A 15,958-nucleotide genomic window follows, 5' to 3' on the forward strand; every position below is an offset into this window, starting at 1 on the left:
ATGGACCTAAACAAAATCGTCATTGTAGATGGCGTAAGAACAGCGATTGGAAGGTATGGAGGAACATTACGAAATATATCTTCTAGCTACTTAGCCTCCGATGTTATATCTGGCTTACTTAAACGTGTCAATGTGAGCCCATCGACTGTAGAAGAAGTCATATTAGGAGAAGTGCGACAATCTTCGCAATCATCCAACGTGGCAAGAGTAGCTGCTTTAAGAGCGGGCATTCCTGAAACTTCCCCCGCTTTTACTGTGAATCGATTATGTGCATCAGGCATGCAAGCCATCGCTTCAGGTATGCAACAAATTTACTCCAAACAGGCCAATGTTGTTATCGCAGGTGGTACGGAAAGTATGAGTAATTCCCCCATTTTTATTAGAGGCTCACGTTTTGGAGGTGACCAAACAATACTAGTGGATGCCAATAAAGAGAATGGTCAACAACCACAAGAAATTTATGGCGCTCATTTAGGGATGGGGGTGACAGCAGAAAATGTTGCCGAGCGATACAATATTGCTAGGGAAGATCAAGACCAGTTTGCATATGAAAGTCAGCAAAAGTATAAAAAGGCGCAAGAAATGAACGCATTTCAACAAGAAATCATCCCAGTAACAATACAAAACAAAAGAGAACAAATCACTTTCGCTCAAGACGAACATCCAAGACCGGAGACAAAACGAGAAAAGCTTGCCAGCTTAAAGCCGGTATTTAAAGAAGGTGGTAGCGTAACTGCGGGAAATGCGTGTGGAAGAAATGATGGCGCCTCAGCACTCTTGCTTATGACAGCACAAGAAGCTGATAAAAGGGGATTATCAGCAAAAGCAATGATTCATGATTGGACATCTGTCGGTGTTTCACCTGAAGTCATGGGGATTGGACCTGTACCGGCAATACGGAAGCTATTGGCAAGAACAAAGCTTAGTATCGCAGACATAGATTTATTTGAAATAAATGAAGCGTTCGCTTCTCAAGCCATTGCAGTACAAAGAGAGTTGATGCTACCACCTGAACAAATAAATATTAATGGCGGAGCAATTGCTCTCGGACATCCACTTGGATCAACCGGATCTAGAATTGTCGTTACTTTAATGCATGCACTAGCAAGAAAGAAGGGAAGATTTGGCATTGCCTCTCTCTGTGTCGGTGGCGGCCAAGGAATGGCTATGTTGATTGAAAACCTTCAAAAATAAGAAGGAGGAAATCTGATGTATGAAAACATTATTGTAAAAAAAGAAGGTCAACTTGCCTATATATATATTAATCTACCAGAAGTAAGAAATAGATTAAGTAAAGAAACGCTTAGTGAGATAAGGGATGCTCTTGTAGAAATTAAACATGATGGAGTGTCCCAGCTTGTTGTATTTACAGGAGAAGGAGACAAGGCATTTGTAGCAGGTGCAGACATTACCCAACTAAATGAGAAGGAAATGTTAGATGTTTTTGCAACAGGTAGTATGCAAGAGATTTATGATGAAATTGAAGCTTATGACATGCCGACAATTGCCATGATTAATGGTCTTGCCCTTGGCGGAGGATGTGAACTGGCATTAGCATGTGATATACGAGTGATGGCTGATCATGCCAAGATTGGTTTGCCAGAATTAAATTTGTCAATTATCCCAGGTGCTGGTGGTACGCAAAGGCTATCGCGAATTGTTGGAAAAGGAAAGGCGTTAGAAATGATTCTATTAGGAAAATTTCTTTCCGCTGAGGAAGCAATGACACATGGCTTAGTAACAGAAGTTGTCCCATTGCAATTTTTGAAGGATAAAGTAGATGAGATAGCAGAGCAAATTTTAGCTAAAGGTCCATTAGCGGTTAAGCTAGCTAAAATGGCTGTACAATATGGTGCAGAAACCGATCAAAAAACAGGACAAATAATTGAGAAATTAGCACAAGCAGTTTTATTTGCAACAGCGGATAAAAAGGAAGGAACAAAAGCTTTTATGGAGAAAAGAAAACCTGTTTTTACTTCAAAATAAACGCACTCATCCTGCCCGGGGGTCAATTCCCTGGCAGGATGAAATAAATGATTATCTTGGCTTAATCGTGCTGTTTAATAAACTTTATCACCATTAAAGATTGAGTTTTTTACTACTACATAATCTACATTGCGGATACTCTCCAGCCTATTTCCACCAGCATAAGAAATAGAAGATTGTAAATCTTGTTCCATTTCTTTTAATGTATCCACAAGAGAACCTTTATGCTCGACGTACATTTTTTTGCCTTCAACATTTTTACGTTCGCCTTTTTGGAATTCAGAGGCTGAACCGAAATATTCTTTGAAGAGCTTACCATCTTTTTCAATTGTTTCACCAGGTGATTCTTCATGACCAGCAAACAATGAACCGATCATGACCATTGATGCGCCAAAACGGATAGACTTTGCAATATCGCCATGTGTTCTAATCCCACCATCAGCAATAATAGGTTTGCTTGCTGCTTTTGCACACCAACGAAGTGCAGCTAATTGCCAGCCACCTGTACCAAAACCAGTTTTTATCTTTGTGATACAAACTTTTCCTGGCCCAATACCTACTTTTGTTGCGTCTGCACCGGCATTCTCTAATTCACGGACAGCTTCAGGTGTACCTACATTACCAGCAATAACAAAAGCATCAGGCAAATGTAATTTAATATGTTGAATCATTTGAATGACTGCATTGGAATGCCCGTGAGCAATATCGATTGTAATATAATCAGGTACAATTTTTTCATAAGCTAATTCTTCAATAAAACCATATTCTTCTTCTTTTACACCAACACTAATAGAGGCAATGAGTTCACGTGCATGCATATCCTTAATAAAGTTTTTACGCGTCTCAGGTTGGAAGCGGTGCATGACATAAAAATAACCGTTTTCAGCAAGATAAGTAGCAATTTTTTCATCGATAATTGTTTGCATATTTGCAGGAACAACTGGGAGTCTGAATTTATGTTTTCCGAGCGTTACAGCCGTATCACACTCAGAACGACTAGTCACAATACATTTAGCAGGAATTAATTGAATGTCTTCATAATCAAATACGTTTTCCATAGCTAGCACCTCAAAATACGAATATTATATTGGGTTAACATATTAATTGTTCGCCCATTACGTAATTTACATCATTTTATCCAACTTGTCAAAGGTTATCTCTAGAAAAAAGCTAAATGTTAGAATTAATTAAAATTTTCGAAGTCAAGGAAAAAGATAGGAACCTAAACACTTAGAATGATTTTTAATAATAATAATCGTTGTAGTCACTTATACTAGGAGAATATATGCTAAATAGTATGATAATGGCGATTTTTTTGATAATATATATATAATGGAAATTTATTTCATCTCAGATTCCCGTCCATTTTACAAAAGAGTATGAAGGGGGCGAAGGAAATGGAAGCGGTTTCAAAAGGTCAGCTTTTATGGCAACCGAGCGAAAAGGAGATAGAGAAAGCAGGGGTAACAAAATTTCTTCATTGGATCAGAAACGAAAAGAAGCTCGAAATAAATGATGTCCATCATTTGTGGAAATGGTCAGTTGATGAATTAGAATTATTCTGGGGGTATGTTTGGGAATATTGTCAAATCATTTCATATACGCCATACTCACATGTCTTACAATCTCGAAAAATGCCAGGAACTAGATGGTTTGAAGGCTCCTCATTGAATTATGCTGAGCATGTGTTCAGAAATGATAGAGGTGATGAAACAGCCCTTATTTTCCGATCAGAAATGGAAGATATAAAGGAAATTTCCTGGAAAGAATTAAGGGGAAAAACGGCTTCACTAGCAGGTTATTTAAAAGAGATAGGTGTAAAAAAGGGAGATCGTATCGTTGGTTATATGCCTAATATCCCTGAGACGATTATTGCTTTTTTAGCATGTGCGAGTATTGGAGCAGTGTGGTCTTGTTGTTCACCTGATTTCGGTATGGAAAGTGTTGTGGAACGTTTCAAACAGATTGAGCCGAATGTACTCATTGCAGTGGACGGTTATGTATATAATGGCAAAACATCAGACCGAGTTGAACAAGTGGTTCACTTACAGAATGCACTACCAACTTTGAAGCGAACCGTGTTGTTTAAGAGCATAAATAGTGATAATAAACGGTTAAATCCACAGAAAACAATCGACTGGCACGAAGTAATGAAAAGAAAGAGTGAACTTGTTTTTGAACCAGTGCCTTTTAATCATCCTTTATGGATTTTATTTTCATCTGGAACGACAGGATTGCCTAAACCGATTGTACACAGTCAAGGAGGCATTGTACTTGAACATTTAAAAGTATTAGTCATTGAAGAAGGGGTTACAAACGAAGATGTATTTTTTTGGTTTACGACAACGGGTTGGATGATGTGGAATTTACTTGTTGGTGGCCTTTTAACAGGTGGAAAGATTGTTTTATATGATGGTAGCCCAATGTACCCGAAACCCGATGTTTTATGGGAATTAGCCGAAAAAACAAAAGTAAGTTTCTTTGGCACGAGTGCTGCTTTTATACAGGCAAGTTTAAAATTAGGAATTAAACCAAGAGAAAAGTATACATTCCCCCATTTAAAAGCCATTTGTTCCACAGGTTCTCCCCTAAGTATAGACGGTTTTAATTGGGTATATAACGAGGTTAAACAGGATGTGTGGTTAGCCTCTGTAAGTGGAGGTACAGATGTATGCACAGCTTTTATTGGAGGTTCCCCCGTTTTGCCTGTTCGTGCTGGAGAAATTCAAACAAAGGCTTTAGGAGTAAACGCCCAAGCTTTTAATGACGATGGAAAGCTCATACTTAATGAGGTAGGGGAATTAGTGATTCTTAATCCAATGCCATCGATGCCAATTTATTTTTGGAATGATGAAGGTGATAAGCGTTACAAAGAAAGTTATTTTAGTACTTTTCCGGGAATTTGGCGTCATGGAGATTGGATTCAGTTTGATGATAAAGGGAGATCCGTTATCTTTGGCAGATCAGACTCAACCATTAATAAACAAGGCGTTCGCATAGGTACTAGTGAAATTTATCGAGCAGTCGAAAGTATAGAGGTTGTGAGCGATAGCTTAGTAGTGGATTTAGAAACCCTGGAAGAAGATTCATATATGGCATTATTTGTAGTGTTAAAGCGAGATCAACTACTCGAAGATGGACTCATTTCACATATTAAAGATGTCATATGGCAACAAGTTTCACCACGCTTTGTTCCAAATGAAATTATTGCTGTGGAGCAAGTGCCGAGAACGTTGACCGGTAAGAAGATGGAAGTACCGATTAAAAGGATATTATTAGGTCATCAGCCAGAGAAAGTGATTAATGTTGGTTCAATGGCTAATCCAGAAATACTTAAAACGTATATTGAATTTGCTCATAAAAGAAGGGCAATCAATCAATAGGTTTTCAATTGGTGAAAGGAATGGATAGTACTTTTCTTTCACCATTTTTATCAATATTGTTCCGAGGAAGTAGCATACAAAAAGGAGGACTGGCTTAAATTGAAAAAAATTAAAACAAGTCTTGTTGTTCGTGAGAGTGATATAGATGAACTTGGTCATATGAACTATTTGAAATATTTCAACTACTTTGAATGCGGTATTGATGACTGGTTTTTAGCGCTTGGTCTAACGAATCAATATTTACAATCAAGACATATCGGTTGCGTTGTAAAGAAAGTGGAAAGTGAATATATAAAAGAGGCATTAGTGGGAGAACTGTTAGAGATTACGACAACATTAAAGAGAGTGGGTCATACGAGTTTTCTCATTTCTCAACAAATGGTAACTAGAGATCAAAAAATCATCGCAACAAGTGAAAAGGTTTTTGTTATGTTCCATTTGCAAACAAGAAAAGCAATTCCAGTAATCAAAACGATTACCTCTGCCTGTTAGTGACTTATTTATGTGTCACTTTGTTTTTCAAGTTCTAATTCTAAATCACATAAAGCGGTGACTGCAAAACTAACGAGCATAATAATCCATAGCTCTGCACCATTGAGGGTTTGTGATTGATAACATTCTGTTAATAAAAAAGTAATTCCACCAATTGATAAGACAGTGAAAATACTCCCTGCAATATAAAAGATGACTGTTTCACTAGATGGCTTTGCCATGATCCATACTCCTCTATATTTTAATCACTTCGTTATAATTGAATCAAAACAATAGTAATATATTGCATTTTTCATATTGTAACATGTAACCGGACTATATGGAGTTATTTTATTGACCTATTTTATAAATAATGATTTCTTTATTTGATGATACAATGGTCACAGAATAGTCATAAAAATAGTAAGAAATGCATATGTAAACATCTATAGTTATACAGGAACTTTAGATATACTGGAAGTATCATTTTATTTCCAATCGTTGGGTGATGACATAATCAAAAGGGAAAAGATAAACAGAAAAAAGCCGTTTCTTATAAAGAAACGGAAAATGAGACTATGGATGAGGATAATCTTGCGAAATACAATATATAGTGATTAGTGAAGTTGAATTTAACTATATATTGTTATTTTGATTCTAGCATACATGAACAATTTCAGCAATTATCATTTGCTAGAAAAAATGATTGATTTTCTTATTATTTTTTGTATGATTGAAAGATAAAAAGACTTTTTGTTAGTGGAAAGGAGAGAGGTATTGAATATTACTGATTTATTAAGTGAAGAATCAATTCTTCTCTCACTTGAGGAAGTGACAAAAGTAGAAGCGATAACTGCGTTAGTCGATACGCTATACAGTGATGGTGGTATAAAGGAAAAAGGACTTTTCCTTGCTGATGTGCTTAAACGAGAAGCGCAAAGTACTACAGGTATAGGCAACGGCGTTGCGATTCCCCATGCAAAATCTAGGGCAGTCACACAAGTTGGTATTGCTTTAGCAAGGAGTCATGGAGGGATAGAGTTTAACTCTTTAGATGGTGAAAAAGCCCATCTTATCTTCCTTATTGCTGTTCCGGAAAACGCCGATGAACTCCATTTGGATATATTAGCTAAGTTATCCACCATTTTAATGAACAAAGAAACTCATTTCAAACTAATGACGGCAGAGTCAAAGAGTGATTTACTCTCGATTATTAGTGAATTGGATAAAGATGATACTAGAAATGAAACTTATGAAACGAATGAAGAGACTCCATTTATTTTAGCAGTTACAGGTTGTCCAACAGGGATAGCTCATACTTATATGGCGGCTCATTCCTTAGAGTCAGCTGCCGCCACTTTGCATATTCCTCTAAAAGTCGAAACAAATGGAGCTGCTGGGGTTAAGCAACATATTACAAAGGCTGAAATAGAAAAAGCAACTGCCATTATTATTGCAGCCGATACAAAAGTAGAGTTGGAGCGATTTAGTGGCAAACATATGGTGCAAGCCTCTGTTGCAGATGGTATGAGTAAACCTTTTCAGTTATTAGAGAAAGCTGTTTCACAAGATTGTGATATATATGACCATAATCATGTAAATAAAAATAGTAAAACTTGGTCAAGAGAGCTTTATCAACATGTGATGAATGGGTTATCTAATATGCTCCCCCTTGCCATTGCCGCCGGATTTTTATTGTCATTAACGATTTTTAGTTCAGATTTTCGTCATCAATTTTGGGAGATTCTCTCTTTTTTCGGTGATCAAACAATTATTGTTTTATTAATGCCTATATTTGCTGGCTATATTGGTAAAAGCATTAGTGATCGCCCAGGATTTGCGCCAGGAGCAATTGGTGGTTTATTCGCTGCAATGAATGGTTCAGGCTTGATTGGTGGGATATGTGCAGGTTTAATCGGTGGGTTCATTATTAATCGTTTAAAGAAATGGACGAATTATTTACCATCTTCTATCACAGCGATGTCGAACATTATCATTTATCCTGTCATCGGCATTTTGATGACTTTATTGGCGATGTTTGTATTATTACAACCATTAACCTGGTTAACACAATCCATTACAACATTATTCCAAACGATGACGACACCTTTGTCTATCTTGATTGGTGCGATGTTCGGACTATTAATGGCCATTGACCTAGGTGGTCCTATTAATAAAATGACTTATTTGGTTGGTATTGGATTTATGTTAAATGGTGTATACGAACCATTAGCTGCTATTATGGTTGGTGGAATGGTTCCCCCACTTGCCATTGCTTTTGCGACGAGTATTTTTTATTGGAAGTTCTCTAAAAATGAACGTTTATATTATCGTACGAATTATGTAAAAGGTTTTTTGTTTATGACTGAAGGAGCGATCCCTTTTGTCGAGCGGAATAAAAAGGCGTATATACCACCAATTCTCCTTGGTTCTGCTATTGCGGGTGCGTTGTCGATGGCAACACATACAGGGATTGCGATTCCTCATGGAGGAGTATTAGTTACACCTTTTGTGTTCGGTTCTTCTCTTTCCTTTTTGTTGGCCATTGCGGTAGGTAGTCTTTTTGCTGCTTTGTTGCTAGGAACCATCAAAAGAAAACCTAAAGTAGAATAGGTGGATAGGCTCAATTTTCAAAAAGAGAACATGTGTTCTTATATTTTTGTGAAAATATGTTATAATGGAAGAGCGATAGTGTTCACAAGGGTGGTCGGCTAACCCCGTAGAAAGGGGGTGAGGCCTTTTGACAGTATTTGAATCTCTAATGTTGATGATTTCATTTACAACACTGATTATGGCGGTCTTAGCTTTTAATCATAAAAAATAGACCCCCCTTGAGCCTTTAAACTTTTAGGGTGAGGTCTACGTCAAACTTATTTGGCCGTCCCCTTTTAGGACGAACCTATTGCAGATGGCCACAGGTGCTGCAACACCTGTGGTCATTTTTATACGTAATATATAATAAAATCATATCATATGAGTGTTCAGTTGTCACGGGTTTATCTTCTGTGTTCCTTATGATTTCGGCTTAATTGCTAAGAAGGTTGCTAATGCCGCTATCAGTAAAATAAGACTAAAGATATAGAACATCCAATTTTCTGCATGCTTTAACAATAATGCCGTAATAGGTGGTCCTGCTGCAACACCAATAAAACGCATAGAGCTATAAATAGAAGATATCGTCCCTCTTTGTTCTTTTTCAATGCCTTCAGTAATCATTGCATCCAAACAGGGCAACGCCGCTCCGATACCAATCCCGCATAACAGAAACAGCATAATCATAAACCAAAGTTGGTCATTTAAGCTTAGTAATGCTACAGAGATCATTGCTCCTAAACAACTTACAAATATCATCCACTTCATCAATATTTTGTTTTGCTTAATTAACTTTCCTGTAATATAGGAAGATGCACAGAGTGAACATAAAGGTAATGCCAGGAGCAGACCTTTTTTTATATTTTTTATATGATAGCTTTTCTCTAATAAATCGGATAAATAAAATAATATCCCGAATAGAACAAGCATGAGGATTGCACCAATAAGAAAAATGGCATATAACCATTTTCCTTTTTGTGTAAAGATGTCTTTTATATGCTGAAAAAATTCCTTAAAAGGAATAGGTTCTTCTCGCTTATTGGGTGTTTTTACGAGAAACAGCATTAAGATAATCGAACATAAACAAAAAACAGGAATTGAAAAGAAAGGTAAAAACCAAATTACCCCAGCAAGCAAAGCTCCTAAAATGGGACTTAATACTTTTCCGAAAGTATTGGAGGTCTCGATTAAACCTAACGAACTACTTACATCATCATCATTTTTAAACATATCTCCAACTAATGGCATGACTATTGGTTGAGCTCCGGCAGCTCCTACCCCTTGAAGGGCTCTTCCAATCAAGATGACCGTATAGGGATTTTCCAACTTCCATGCAGCCCAACCAGAAACAATTCCACCAATTCCTGCAATCAACAGACTAGGGATAATGACTTTTTTTCTTCCAATATGGTCAGAAAGATAACCGGCAATCGGGATGAGAAAGATTGCGACAATGGAATATATTGTGATGATCATACTTACTTGGAAAGAATTAATTGATAGTTTTTTTTCCATAACTGGTAAGACAGGTATGAGCATAGAATTTCCAAGGGTCATGACAAGTGGGATGGAAGAAATAGATAAAATAGCCCATTTTTGGTTATTCTTTTTATTTTGTTTTTTATTTTTACTCGTCTTTTTTTGTATGGCTTGTTCAATATGGTCCATGGTTAACTCACTTTCAATAGTTTTTACCCTCACAAACACTATTTATTAATATGAACGAAATGAACAGAAAGTATGGCTACAATTTTGTTTTTTCTTAACTAGTAAAAATTAGTAATAAAAGCTAAAATGAAAGGTAGATAAAGGGGGCTGGAAATTGAGAATTGTATCTTTAAGTAAAGGTAAACCTAAAGATTATCAATGGAAAGAAAAGCATGAAACATCTGCTATCGGTAAAACACCTGTAAAAGAACTCTTTTTAAAAAAAGATGCGATTGAAGGTGACGGAGTAGCTAATACAGATTTTCATGGTGGGATTGACAGAGCATTATGTCTTTATCCGTACGAACATTATGAAAAATGGCAAAAGGCATTTAACCGTACTTTTATGCTTCCTTCTTTTGGTGAAAATATTAGTACAACAAATATGACTGAGAAGGAAATATATATTGGAGATGTGTTTGCAATTGGTGAAACGATTGTTGAAGTGACACAAGGGAGAGTTCCTTGTTCAACCATCTCAAAATTTAATGGTGAAGATCAATTACTAAAAAAGGTTTTTCAGACGAATCATACAGGTTATTTTTTCCGTGTGTTAAAAGAAGGAACGATTAACCTTCAGTCAGAAATTCAATTAGTCGAAAGAAAGCAATCGGAACTGTCTGTATGGGATGCGACTGATATTATACTACATAAACTTAAAGATATTGAAGCAATGGAAAAACTGTTGAATGTATCGGGGTTATCGCAAGAGTGGACAGAAATTTTAGAAAAAAGATTAAAAAATAAACGAAAACCTATTGACAATTAAAAGAATCAGGCATATCATATGTAACAAATAAAGACGTAAGCAATGACGAAGAGTAGTATCTTATATATGCTCATTTTAGAGAGCTGATGGTTGGTGGGAATCAGTGGGTGATATAAGTGAATGGACTTCCGAGCTTCCAGACCGAACCTTTATAACTAGTAGGCTCTGGCGAATGTCTCATCGTTAAAAGAGATAAATACGAATTTGTTATTCGTATTTGTTAAGTGAGTTGTAATTTACAGCTAATAAAGGTGGCACCACGGGTCTCTCGTCCTTTTTAATAAGGAGAGAGGCCCTTTTTCGATTAAATTCATAAAAAAAATCGTTGATCAAGAGTAGTATATTTATCGTTAATCACATAAGAGAGCCGGTGTTGGTGGGAATCCGGTGTGATCGATAAATGGAATGGACTTGTGAGAGGTACCCTGAAAAATGTAAGTAAGGGACACGGGATTCCGCCGTTAAAAGGATAGAGTATCGATTTTGACATCTGTACTTGAAAAAGAGAATGTCCACATGGACATTCTGAACTTGAGGTGGCACCACGCATCTATATAGATACGTCCTCTATACCTAAAGCTATTGAGCGTTTATGGTATAGGGGATTTTTTGCGTTAAAATTCGATTTATTATTGATAAGGAGAAGTGAAGAAATGAATCAGACTTTAGAAACCCTGGTTATTTTAGAAGTCAATGACGGTGATTTATTAACACCAATTGCCATTTATCAAAAGCTTTCAGGTAAAAAGAAATTCTTGTTTGAAAGTTCTTTAAAACATGAAGACGCTGGTAGATTTTCTTTTATCGGCTGCAATCCCGTTTTAGAAGTGCAAGGAAGTGCAAGAACTACGGTTATACTCTCAGAAAATGAGAGAGAAGAAGTAAAAAATAAACCGTTAGAAGTAGTCAAAGAGCAAATGAAAAAAATTGGCGTTCACAATTCTCAACAATTCCCTTTTATTGGTGGTGCCGTGGGGTTTGCTGGTTATGATGTCATAAGACAATATGAAGAAATAGGCGTTGAAATACAGGATGATTTGCAAATTCCCGAAGTACATTTCATGTTCTTTGAAGAAGTGATTGTTTTTGACCATTTGAAGCAAAAATTATTTTTAGTAGGCGTACCTATCGTATCAAATAAGAGGCAACTAGAAGAAAAATTAAGTAAGCGTAAGGCAGAGCTATTTTCTATGGAGCAAAAAACGGGTGAAAAAGCGCGAATCAGTCAATATAGACCATTAATGAGCGAAGATGCCTTTATCTCAAAAGTAGAAAAAGCAAAGGAATATATAAAGGCGGGAGATATTTTTCAAGTAGTATTATCTCAGCGGTTACAAGCAGAAATAAGTGGAGATCCTTTTGATTTTTACCGAAAACTCAGAATTGATAATCCTTCTCCATATATGTATTACTTGGACTTTGGTGATTACAAAGTAGCGGGGGCTTCACCAGAGAGTTTAGTAAAGGTGAATCAGCACAAAGTAATGACCAATCCAATTGCCGGCACAAGGCCTAGAGGGAGAAGTAATTTAGAAGATGATCTGTTAGCAAAAGAGCTCAAGCAAGATGAAAAAGAGGTGGCAGAGCATCGAATGCTTCTTGATCTTGGGAGAAATGATTTAGGTAGAGTATGTGAATTTGGGACGATTAGCATTCGGAAATATATGAATATTGAAAAATATAAACATGTGATGCATCTCGTTTCTGAAGTAGAGGGGCAGTTAAAGAATGAATGTACAAATATTGATGCCCTTATTTCTTGCCTGCCAGCTGGTACAGTATCAGGTGCACCAAAAATAAGAGCGATGGAAATTATCAATGAATTAGAGGAAACAAAAAGAGGGATCTATTCCGGAGCCATTGGTTATTTATCGACAAACGGTAATATGGATTTTGCTCTTGCTATTCGAACGATGGTAGCAAAGGATGGGAACGCATATATTCAAGCTGGTGCAGGAATTGTTTATGATTCGATTCCTAAAAAAGAATATGAAGAAACGATTCATAAATTAAAGGCATTTCTGGAGGCAAACAAATGATTTTATTAATTGATAATTATGATTCATTTACTTATAACTTGTATCAATATTTAGGAGAACTTGGGCAAACGGTCGTAGTGAAACGAAATAACCAAATAACTGTCGAAGAAATTCGTTTATTAGATCCGACACATATCATTTTGTCACCTGGCCCTGGGCGCCCAGAAAATGCAGGGATATGTGTGGAATTGATTCAACAATTACATCAAGAATACCCCATTTTAGGTGTTTGTTTAGGTCATCAAGCAATTGGATATGCATTCGGAGGTGAAATCACTGAAGCGAAGAAAATTATGCATGGAAAAACCTCAAACATGATGCATACGGGTGGGGGGGTATTTCAATATATGAGCCAACCGCTCGTAGTGATGAGATATCACTCATTAGTCATCAAATCAGGTAGCCTTCCAGGGTACTTCAATATTTCAGCACGTTCACTAGAGGATGGCGAAATAATGGCCATCAAGCATGAAGCATTTGATTTATATGGATTTCAATTTCACCCTGAATCCATTGGTACATTACAAGGACAAAAGATGTTGAGACATTTTATTGAAAACACTAAAAGGAGAGAGAATGATGAAAGAAATACTGCTGCAATTAACCAATAGCATTTCATTAACGGAAGAAGAAATGATAGAAGCTGTACAATATCTGTTTTCACCAGATATTACGGATAGTGAAATTGCTGCCTTTCTTGTTAGTTTAAAAGCAAAAGGAGAGACGGTTAATGAAATCGCAACATTTGTAAAAACATTAAGAGCTTATGCGCTAACCTTTGATACATCTATTCCTCATTTAATGGATAATTGTGGTACTGGAGGAGATGGTTCAAAAAGCTTTAATATTAGTACCACTTCTGCTTTTGTTATAGCTGCAAGCGGTATTCCTGTGGCGAAACATGGGAATAGGAGTGTATCAAGTAAAACGGGCAGTGCGGATGTCTTGGAACATTTAGGGATTCGTCTTGATTTATCACCACAACAAATTGAAGGAATATTAGAAAAGATTGGCATCGCATTTTTATTTGCACCTAATGTTCATCCGCAAATCAAGAGGATTATGAAAGTCAGACAAGATTTAAGAATTCCGACAACATTTAACTTATTAGGTCCGCTAATTAATCCAATGAATTTAGAAAATCAATTATTAGGCATTTATAAAAGAGATGCTGTTGAAATGTTTGCGGAAGTCCTTCAAAAGCTAGGACGAAAAAGAGCGGTCGTTATCAATGGAGCAGGGTATATGGACGAAGCTTCCTTACAAGGTGAAAACTATTTAGCTATTTTAAAAGACGGAAACATTCAAACGACTATGCTTCATCCTGAAGAGGTGGGGTTACATGTATATGCGAATGAAAAAATTCGTGGTGGTTATGCAAAAGAAAATGCAGCTATTTTACTTCGGGTTTTAGACGGAGAAAAAGGGGCGTATCGAGAAACCGTTGCGCTGAATGCTGGGATAGGTATTTTTGTTGGTGGAAGAACTGAATCAATTAAGGAAGGCGTGCAACTTGCTTTAGAAATCATTGATTCAGGCGCAGCCATGGAAAAGTTAGAGCAACTAAAAGCATTAAGTGTTCAATCTACAGAAAAGGTGATATAGACTCATGACAATCTTAGATCGTATCATTTCAGAAAAAAGACGAACTTTATCAAATTTAGCCTATTCAGAAAATAGTCGAAGGAACGGAACTACCCGCTCTTTATTAAAACAATTAGAAAAAAATAAACCTGTGATTATCGCTGAATTTAAACGAGCATCTCCCTCTAAAGGAATCATAAATAATCTATTACAACCTGACGAGCAAGCCTGTTTATATGAACGCTTTGGTGCTGATGCGATGTCTGTTCTGACCGATACCCCATTTTTTAAAGGAAATTTTACAGATTTAACAACTGTTTTTGATGCGGTATCGCTACCTTTATTATGTAAAGACTTTATTATCGATGAAAGGCAAATCGTTTATGCCAAAAATCATGGGGCAACAGTTATTTTATTGATTGTTGCAGCATTAACGAAAGATCAGTTAAAACAACTCTTTCATTTTGCAATCAATGAGGGTCTTGAGGTTTTGGTCGAAGTACACAATAAAGCTGAAGCAGAAAGGGCAATAGAATTAGGAGCTGAAATCATTGGTGTGAATAATCGTGACCTTCATACATTTGGTGTGGATTTGCAGGTAACGGAATCACTCGCTCCACTTATAAAAGAATCAGGAGCGTTCTTAATTAGTGAGAGTGGATTAAAAACAGGGGAAGATGTAGCAAGAGTAATTAATGCTGGAGCAGACGGTATTTTAGTCGGGGAAGCATTGATGACATCTGAAAACTTAGAATTATTAATGGGGCAAATGAAAAAGACGCAAAATTTGGCTGGTGGATCGAAATGAAAGTGAAAATTTGTGGAATTGTTAGTGAGGAAATTGCACAGCAAGCAATAGTCTATGGGGCTGATGCCCTCGGATTTGTTTTTGCTGTAAGTAAACGTAGAATTTCTACCGAGAAGGCGAAAAAGATTATTAAAGGTTTGCCTATAAATGTATGGAAGGTCGGAGTCTTTGTTGATGAGCCAATAGAATCGCTTCTTCTTATAGCAAAAGAAGTAGGCTTAACACATGTGCAATTACACGGTGATGAATCGAAAACCTATTGCACAGAAATCAAATCTCAAGGTTTTGAGGTAATTAAAGCGATACAAATGAAAAGCGAAAAAGATATCGACCTTATCTATGAATACGATGATGATTACATTCTTGTTGATAGTCCAAGAGGTAAATACCATGGCGGTAATGGAACGAGCTTTGATTGGACATTGCTGCAAGAAATGCAAAGAAAACACCCTAAATTAATTCTCGCTGGTGGTTTAACAGCAGAAAATGTTAAAGTCGCCATTTCACAATGTGCTCCCTTTATGGTTGATGTAAGTTCAGGTGTTGAAATAGATGGAAAAAAAAGTCCGAGTAAAATTAGAAGATTTATAGAAGCAACAAATTAAGAGGAGGAATAAAA

The 15,958-nt window shown here is 36.6% G+C and carries 15 protein-coding genes and 2 other annotated features; of the genes, 12 read left to right on the forward strand and 3 right to left on the reverse strand.

Annotated elements, in window-relative coordinates; all coding sequences use genetic code 11:
• Both MKX29_RS19100 and MKX29_RS19105 read left to right on the forward strand, forming a co-directional pair.
• A complete protein-coding gene (locus tag MKX29_RS19100; RefSeq protein WP_289433978.1) occupies positions 1-1,194 on the forward strand; it encodes a thiolase family protein in 1,194 nt (397 codons plus the stop codon).
• A gap of 15 nt (positions 1,195-1,209) precedes the next feature.
• Positions 1,210-1,986, forward strand: coding sequence for an enoyl-CoA hydratase/isomerase family protein (locus tag MKX29_RS19105; RefSeq protein ID WP_341107097.1), 777 nt, complete (start codon positions 1,210-1,212; stop codon positions 1,984-1,986).
• A 74-nt stretch (positions 1,987-2,060) separates the two neighbouring features.
• Here MKX29_RS19105 and guaC read toward each other — a convergent pair whose 3' ends face one another.
• Entirely contained in the window at positions 2,061-3,044 is a 984-nt protein-coding gene (guaC, locus tag MKX29_RS19110) for a GMP reductase (protein WP_251161799.1), read from the reverse strand.
• 339 nt (positions 3,045-3,383) lie between these two features.
• On the opposite strand from guaC, the gene MKX29_RS19115 reads away from it, so the two are divergent.
• A complete protein-coding gene (locus MKX29_RS19115) occupies positions 3,384-5,369 on the forward strand; it encodes an acetoacetate--CoA ligase (protein WP_341107100.1) in 1,986 nt (661 codons plus the stop codon).
• A 99-nt stretch (positions 5,370-5,468) separates the two neighbouring features.
• Entirely contained in the window at positions 5,469-5,861 is a 393-nt protein-coding gene (locus MKX29_RS19120) for an acyl-CoA thioesterase (protein ID WP_341107102.1), read from the forward strand.
• An 8-nt stretch (positions 5,862-5,869) separates the two neighbouring features.
• Here MKX29_RS19120 and MKX29_RS19125 read toward each other — a convergent pair whose 3' ends face one another.
• Positions 5,870-6,082, reverse strand: coding sequence for a hypothetical protein (locus MKX29_RS19125; RefSeq protein WP_341107104.1), 213 nt, complete (start codon positions 6,080-6,082; stop codon positions 5,870-5,872).
• Positions 6,083-6,617: 535 nt separating this feature from the next.
• Here MKX29_RS19125 and MKX29_RS19130 point away from each other — a divergent pair.
• Positions 6,618-8,453 carry a PTS fructose transporter subunit IIABC gene (locus tag MKX29_RS19130; RefSeq protein WP_251161797.1) on the forward strand — a complete coding sequence of 612 codons (1,836 nt, stop codon included), beginning with the start codon at positions 6,618-6,620 and terminating at the stop codon, positions 8,451-8,453.
• 127 nt (positions 8,454-8,580) lie between these two features.
• Entirely contained in the window at positions 8,581-8,664 is an 84-nt protein-coding gene (locus MKX29_RS24530; RefSeq protein ID WP_224938507.1) for a putative holin-like toxin, read from the forward strand.
• 188 nt (positions 8,665-8,852) lie between these two features.
• On the opposite strand, the gene MKX29_RS19135 is transcribed toward MKX29_RS24530, so the two are convergent.
• On the reverse strand, positions 8,853-10,100 hold the full coding sequence (locus tag MKX29_RS19135) for an MFS transporter (RefSeq protein WP_095372983.1): 1,248 nt from the start codon (positions 10,098-10,100) through the stop codon (positions 8,853-8,855).
• 154 nt (positions 10,101-10,254) lie between these two features.
• On the opposite strand from MKX29_RS19135, the gene MKX29_RS19140 reads away from it, so the two are divergent.
• The 6 genes from MKX29_RS19140 to MKX29_RS19165 all read left to right on the forward strand — a co-directional run bounded on the left by MKX29_RS19140 (position 10,255) and on the right by MKX29_RS19165 (position 15,944).
• Positions 10,255-10,908 carry an MOSC domain-containing protein gene (locus MKX29_RS19140; protein ID WP_341107106.1) on the forward strand — a complete coding sequence of 218 codons (654 nt, stop codon included), beginning with the start codon at positions 10,255-10,257 and terminating at the stop codon, positions 10,906-10,908.
• A gap of 33 nt (positions 10,909-10,941) precedes the next feature.
• Positions 10,942-11,187: a binding site (T-box leader), on the forward strand.
• Positions 11,188-11,224: 37 nt separating this feature from the next.
• Positions 11,225-11,479: a binding site (T-box leader), on the forward strand.
• Positions 11,480-11,540: 61 nt separating this feature from the next.
• Positions 11,541-12,947, forward strand: coding sequence for an anthranilate synthase component I (gene trpE, locus MKX29_RS19145; protein ID WP_445662711.1), 1,407 nt, complete (start codon positions 11,541-11,543; stop codon positions 12,945-12,947).
• Positions 12,944-13,558 (forward strand): anthranilate synthase component II, encoded by a 615-nt coding sequence (locus tag MKX29_RS19150; RefSeq protein WP_341107109.1) that lies wholly within the window; start codon positions 12,944-12,946, stop codon positions 13,556-13,558. The genes trpE and MKX29_RS19150 overlap by 4 nt, the downstream gene beginning before the upstream one ends.
• Positions 13,527-14,552, forward strand: a complete 1,026-nt coding sequence (gene trpD, locus MKX29_RS19155) for an anthranilate phosphoribosyltransferase (protein WP_224938456.1) — start codon at positions 13,527-13,529, stop codon at positions 14,550-14,552. Before MKX29_RS19150 ends, trpD begins: the two co-directional genes overlap by 32 nt.
• Before the next feature lie 4 nt (positions 14,553-14,556).
• A complete protein-coding gene (gene trpC, locus MKX29_RS19160; RefSeq protein WP_341107111.1) occupies positions 14,557-15,339 on the forward strand; it encodes an indole-3-glycerol phosphate synthase TrpC in 783 nt (260 codons plus the stop codon).
• Complete coding sequence (locus MKX29_RS19165; RefSeq protein ID WP_224938454.1) at positions 15,336-15,944, forward strand: phosphoribosylanthranilate isomerase; 609 nt, start codon at positions 15,336-15,338, stop codon at positions 15,942-15,944. The genes trpC and MKX29_RS19165 overlap by 4 nt, the downstream gene beginning before the upstream one ends.
• Positions 15,945-15,958 lie beyond the last annotated feature (14 nt).

The sequence above is a fragment of the Cytobacillus sp. FSL R7-0696 genome (assembly GCF_038006865.1).
Taxonomy (GTDB): domain Bacteria; phylum Bacillota; class Bacilli; order Bacillales; family Cytobacillaceae; genus Cytobacillus; species Cytobacillus kochii.

Excerpts from the sequence above, each read along its gene's own strand:
- MKX29_RS19100 (WP_289433978.1), top strand. The coding sequence starts at position 1 with ATGGACCTAAACAAAATCGTCATTGTAGATGGCGTAAGAACAGCGATT.
- MKX29_RS19105 (WP_341107097.1), top strand. The coding sequence starts at position 1,210 with ATGTATGAAAACATTATTGTAAAAAAAGAAGGTCAACTTGCCTATATA.
- guaC (WP_251161799.1), bottom strand. The coding sequence starts at position 3,044 with ATGGAAAACGTATTTGATTATGAAGACATTCAATTAATTCCTGCTAAA.
- MKX29_RS19115 (WP_341107100.1), top strand. The coding sequence starts at position 3,384 with ATGGAAGCGGTTTCAAAAGGTCAGCTTTTATGGCAACCGAGCGAAAAG.
- MKX29_RS19125 (WP_341107104.1), bottom strand. The coding sequence starts at position 6,082 with ATGGCAAAGCCATCTAGTGAAACAGTCATCTTTTATATTGCAGGGAGT.
- MKX29_RS19135 (WP_095372983.1), bottom strand. The coding sequence starts at position 10,100 with ATGGACCATATTGAACAAGCCATACAAAAAAAGACGAGTAAAAATAAA.
- MKX29_RS19150 (WP_341107109.1), top strand. The coding sequence starts at position 12,944 with ATGATTTTATTAATTGATAATTATGATTCATTTACTTATAACTTGTAT.
- trpD (WP_224938456.1), top strand. The coding sequence starts at position 13,527 with ATGAAAGAAATACTGCTGCAATTAACCAATAGCATTTCATTAACGGAA.
- trpC (WP_341107111.1), top strand. The coding sequence starts at position 14,557 with ATGACAATCTTAGATCGTATCATTTCAGAAAAAAGACGAACTTTATCA.
- MKX29_RS19165 (WP_224938454.1), top strand. The coding sequence starts at position 15,336 with ATGAAAGTGAAAATTTGTGGAATTGTTAGTGAGGAAATTGCACAGCAA.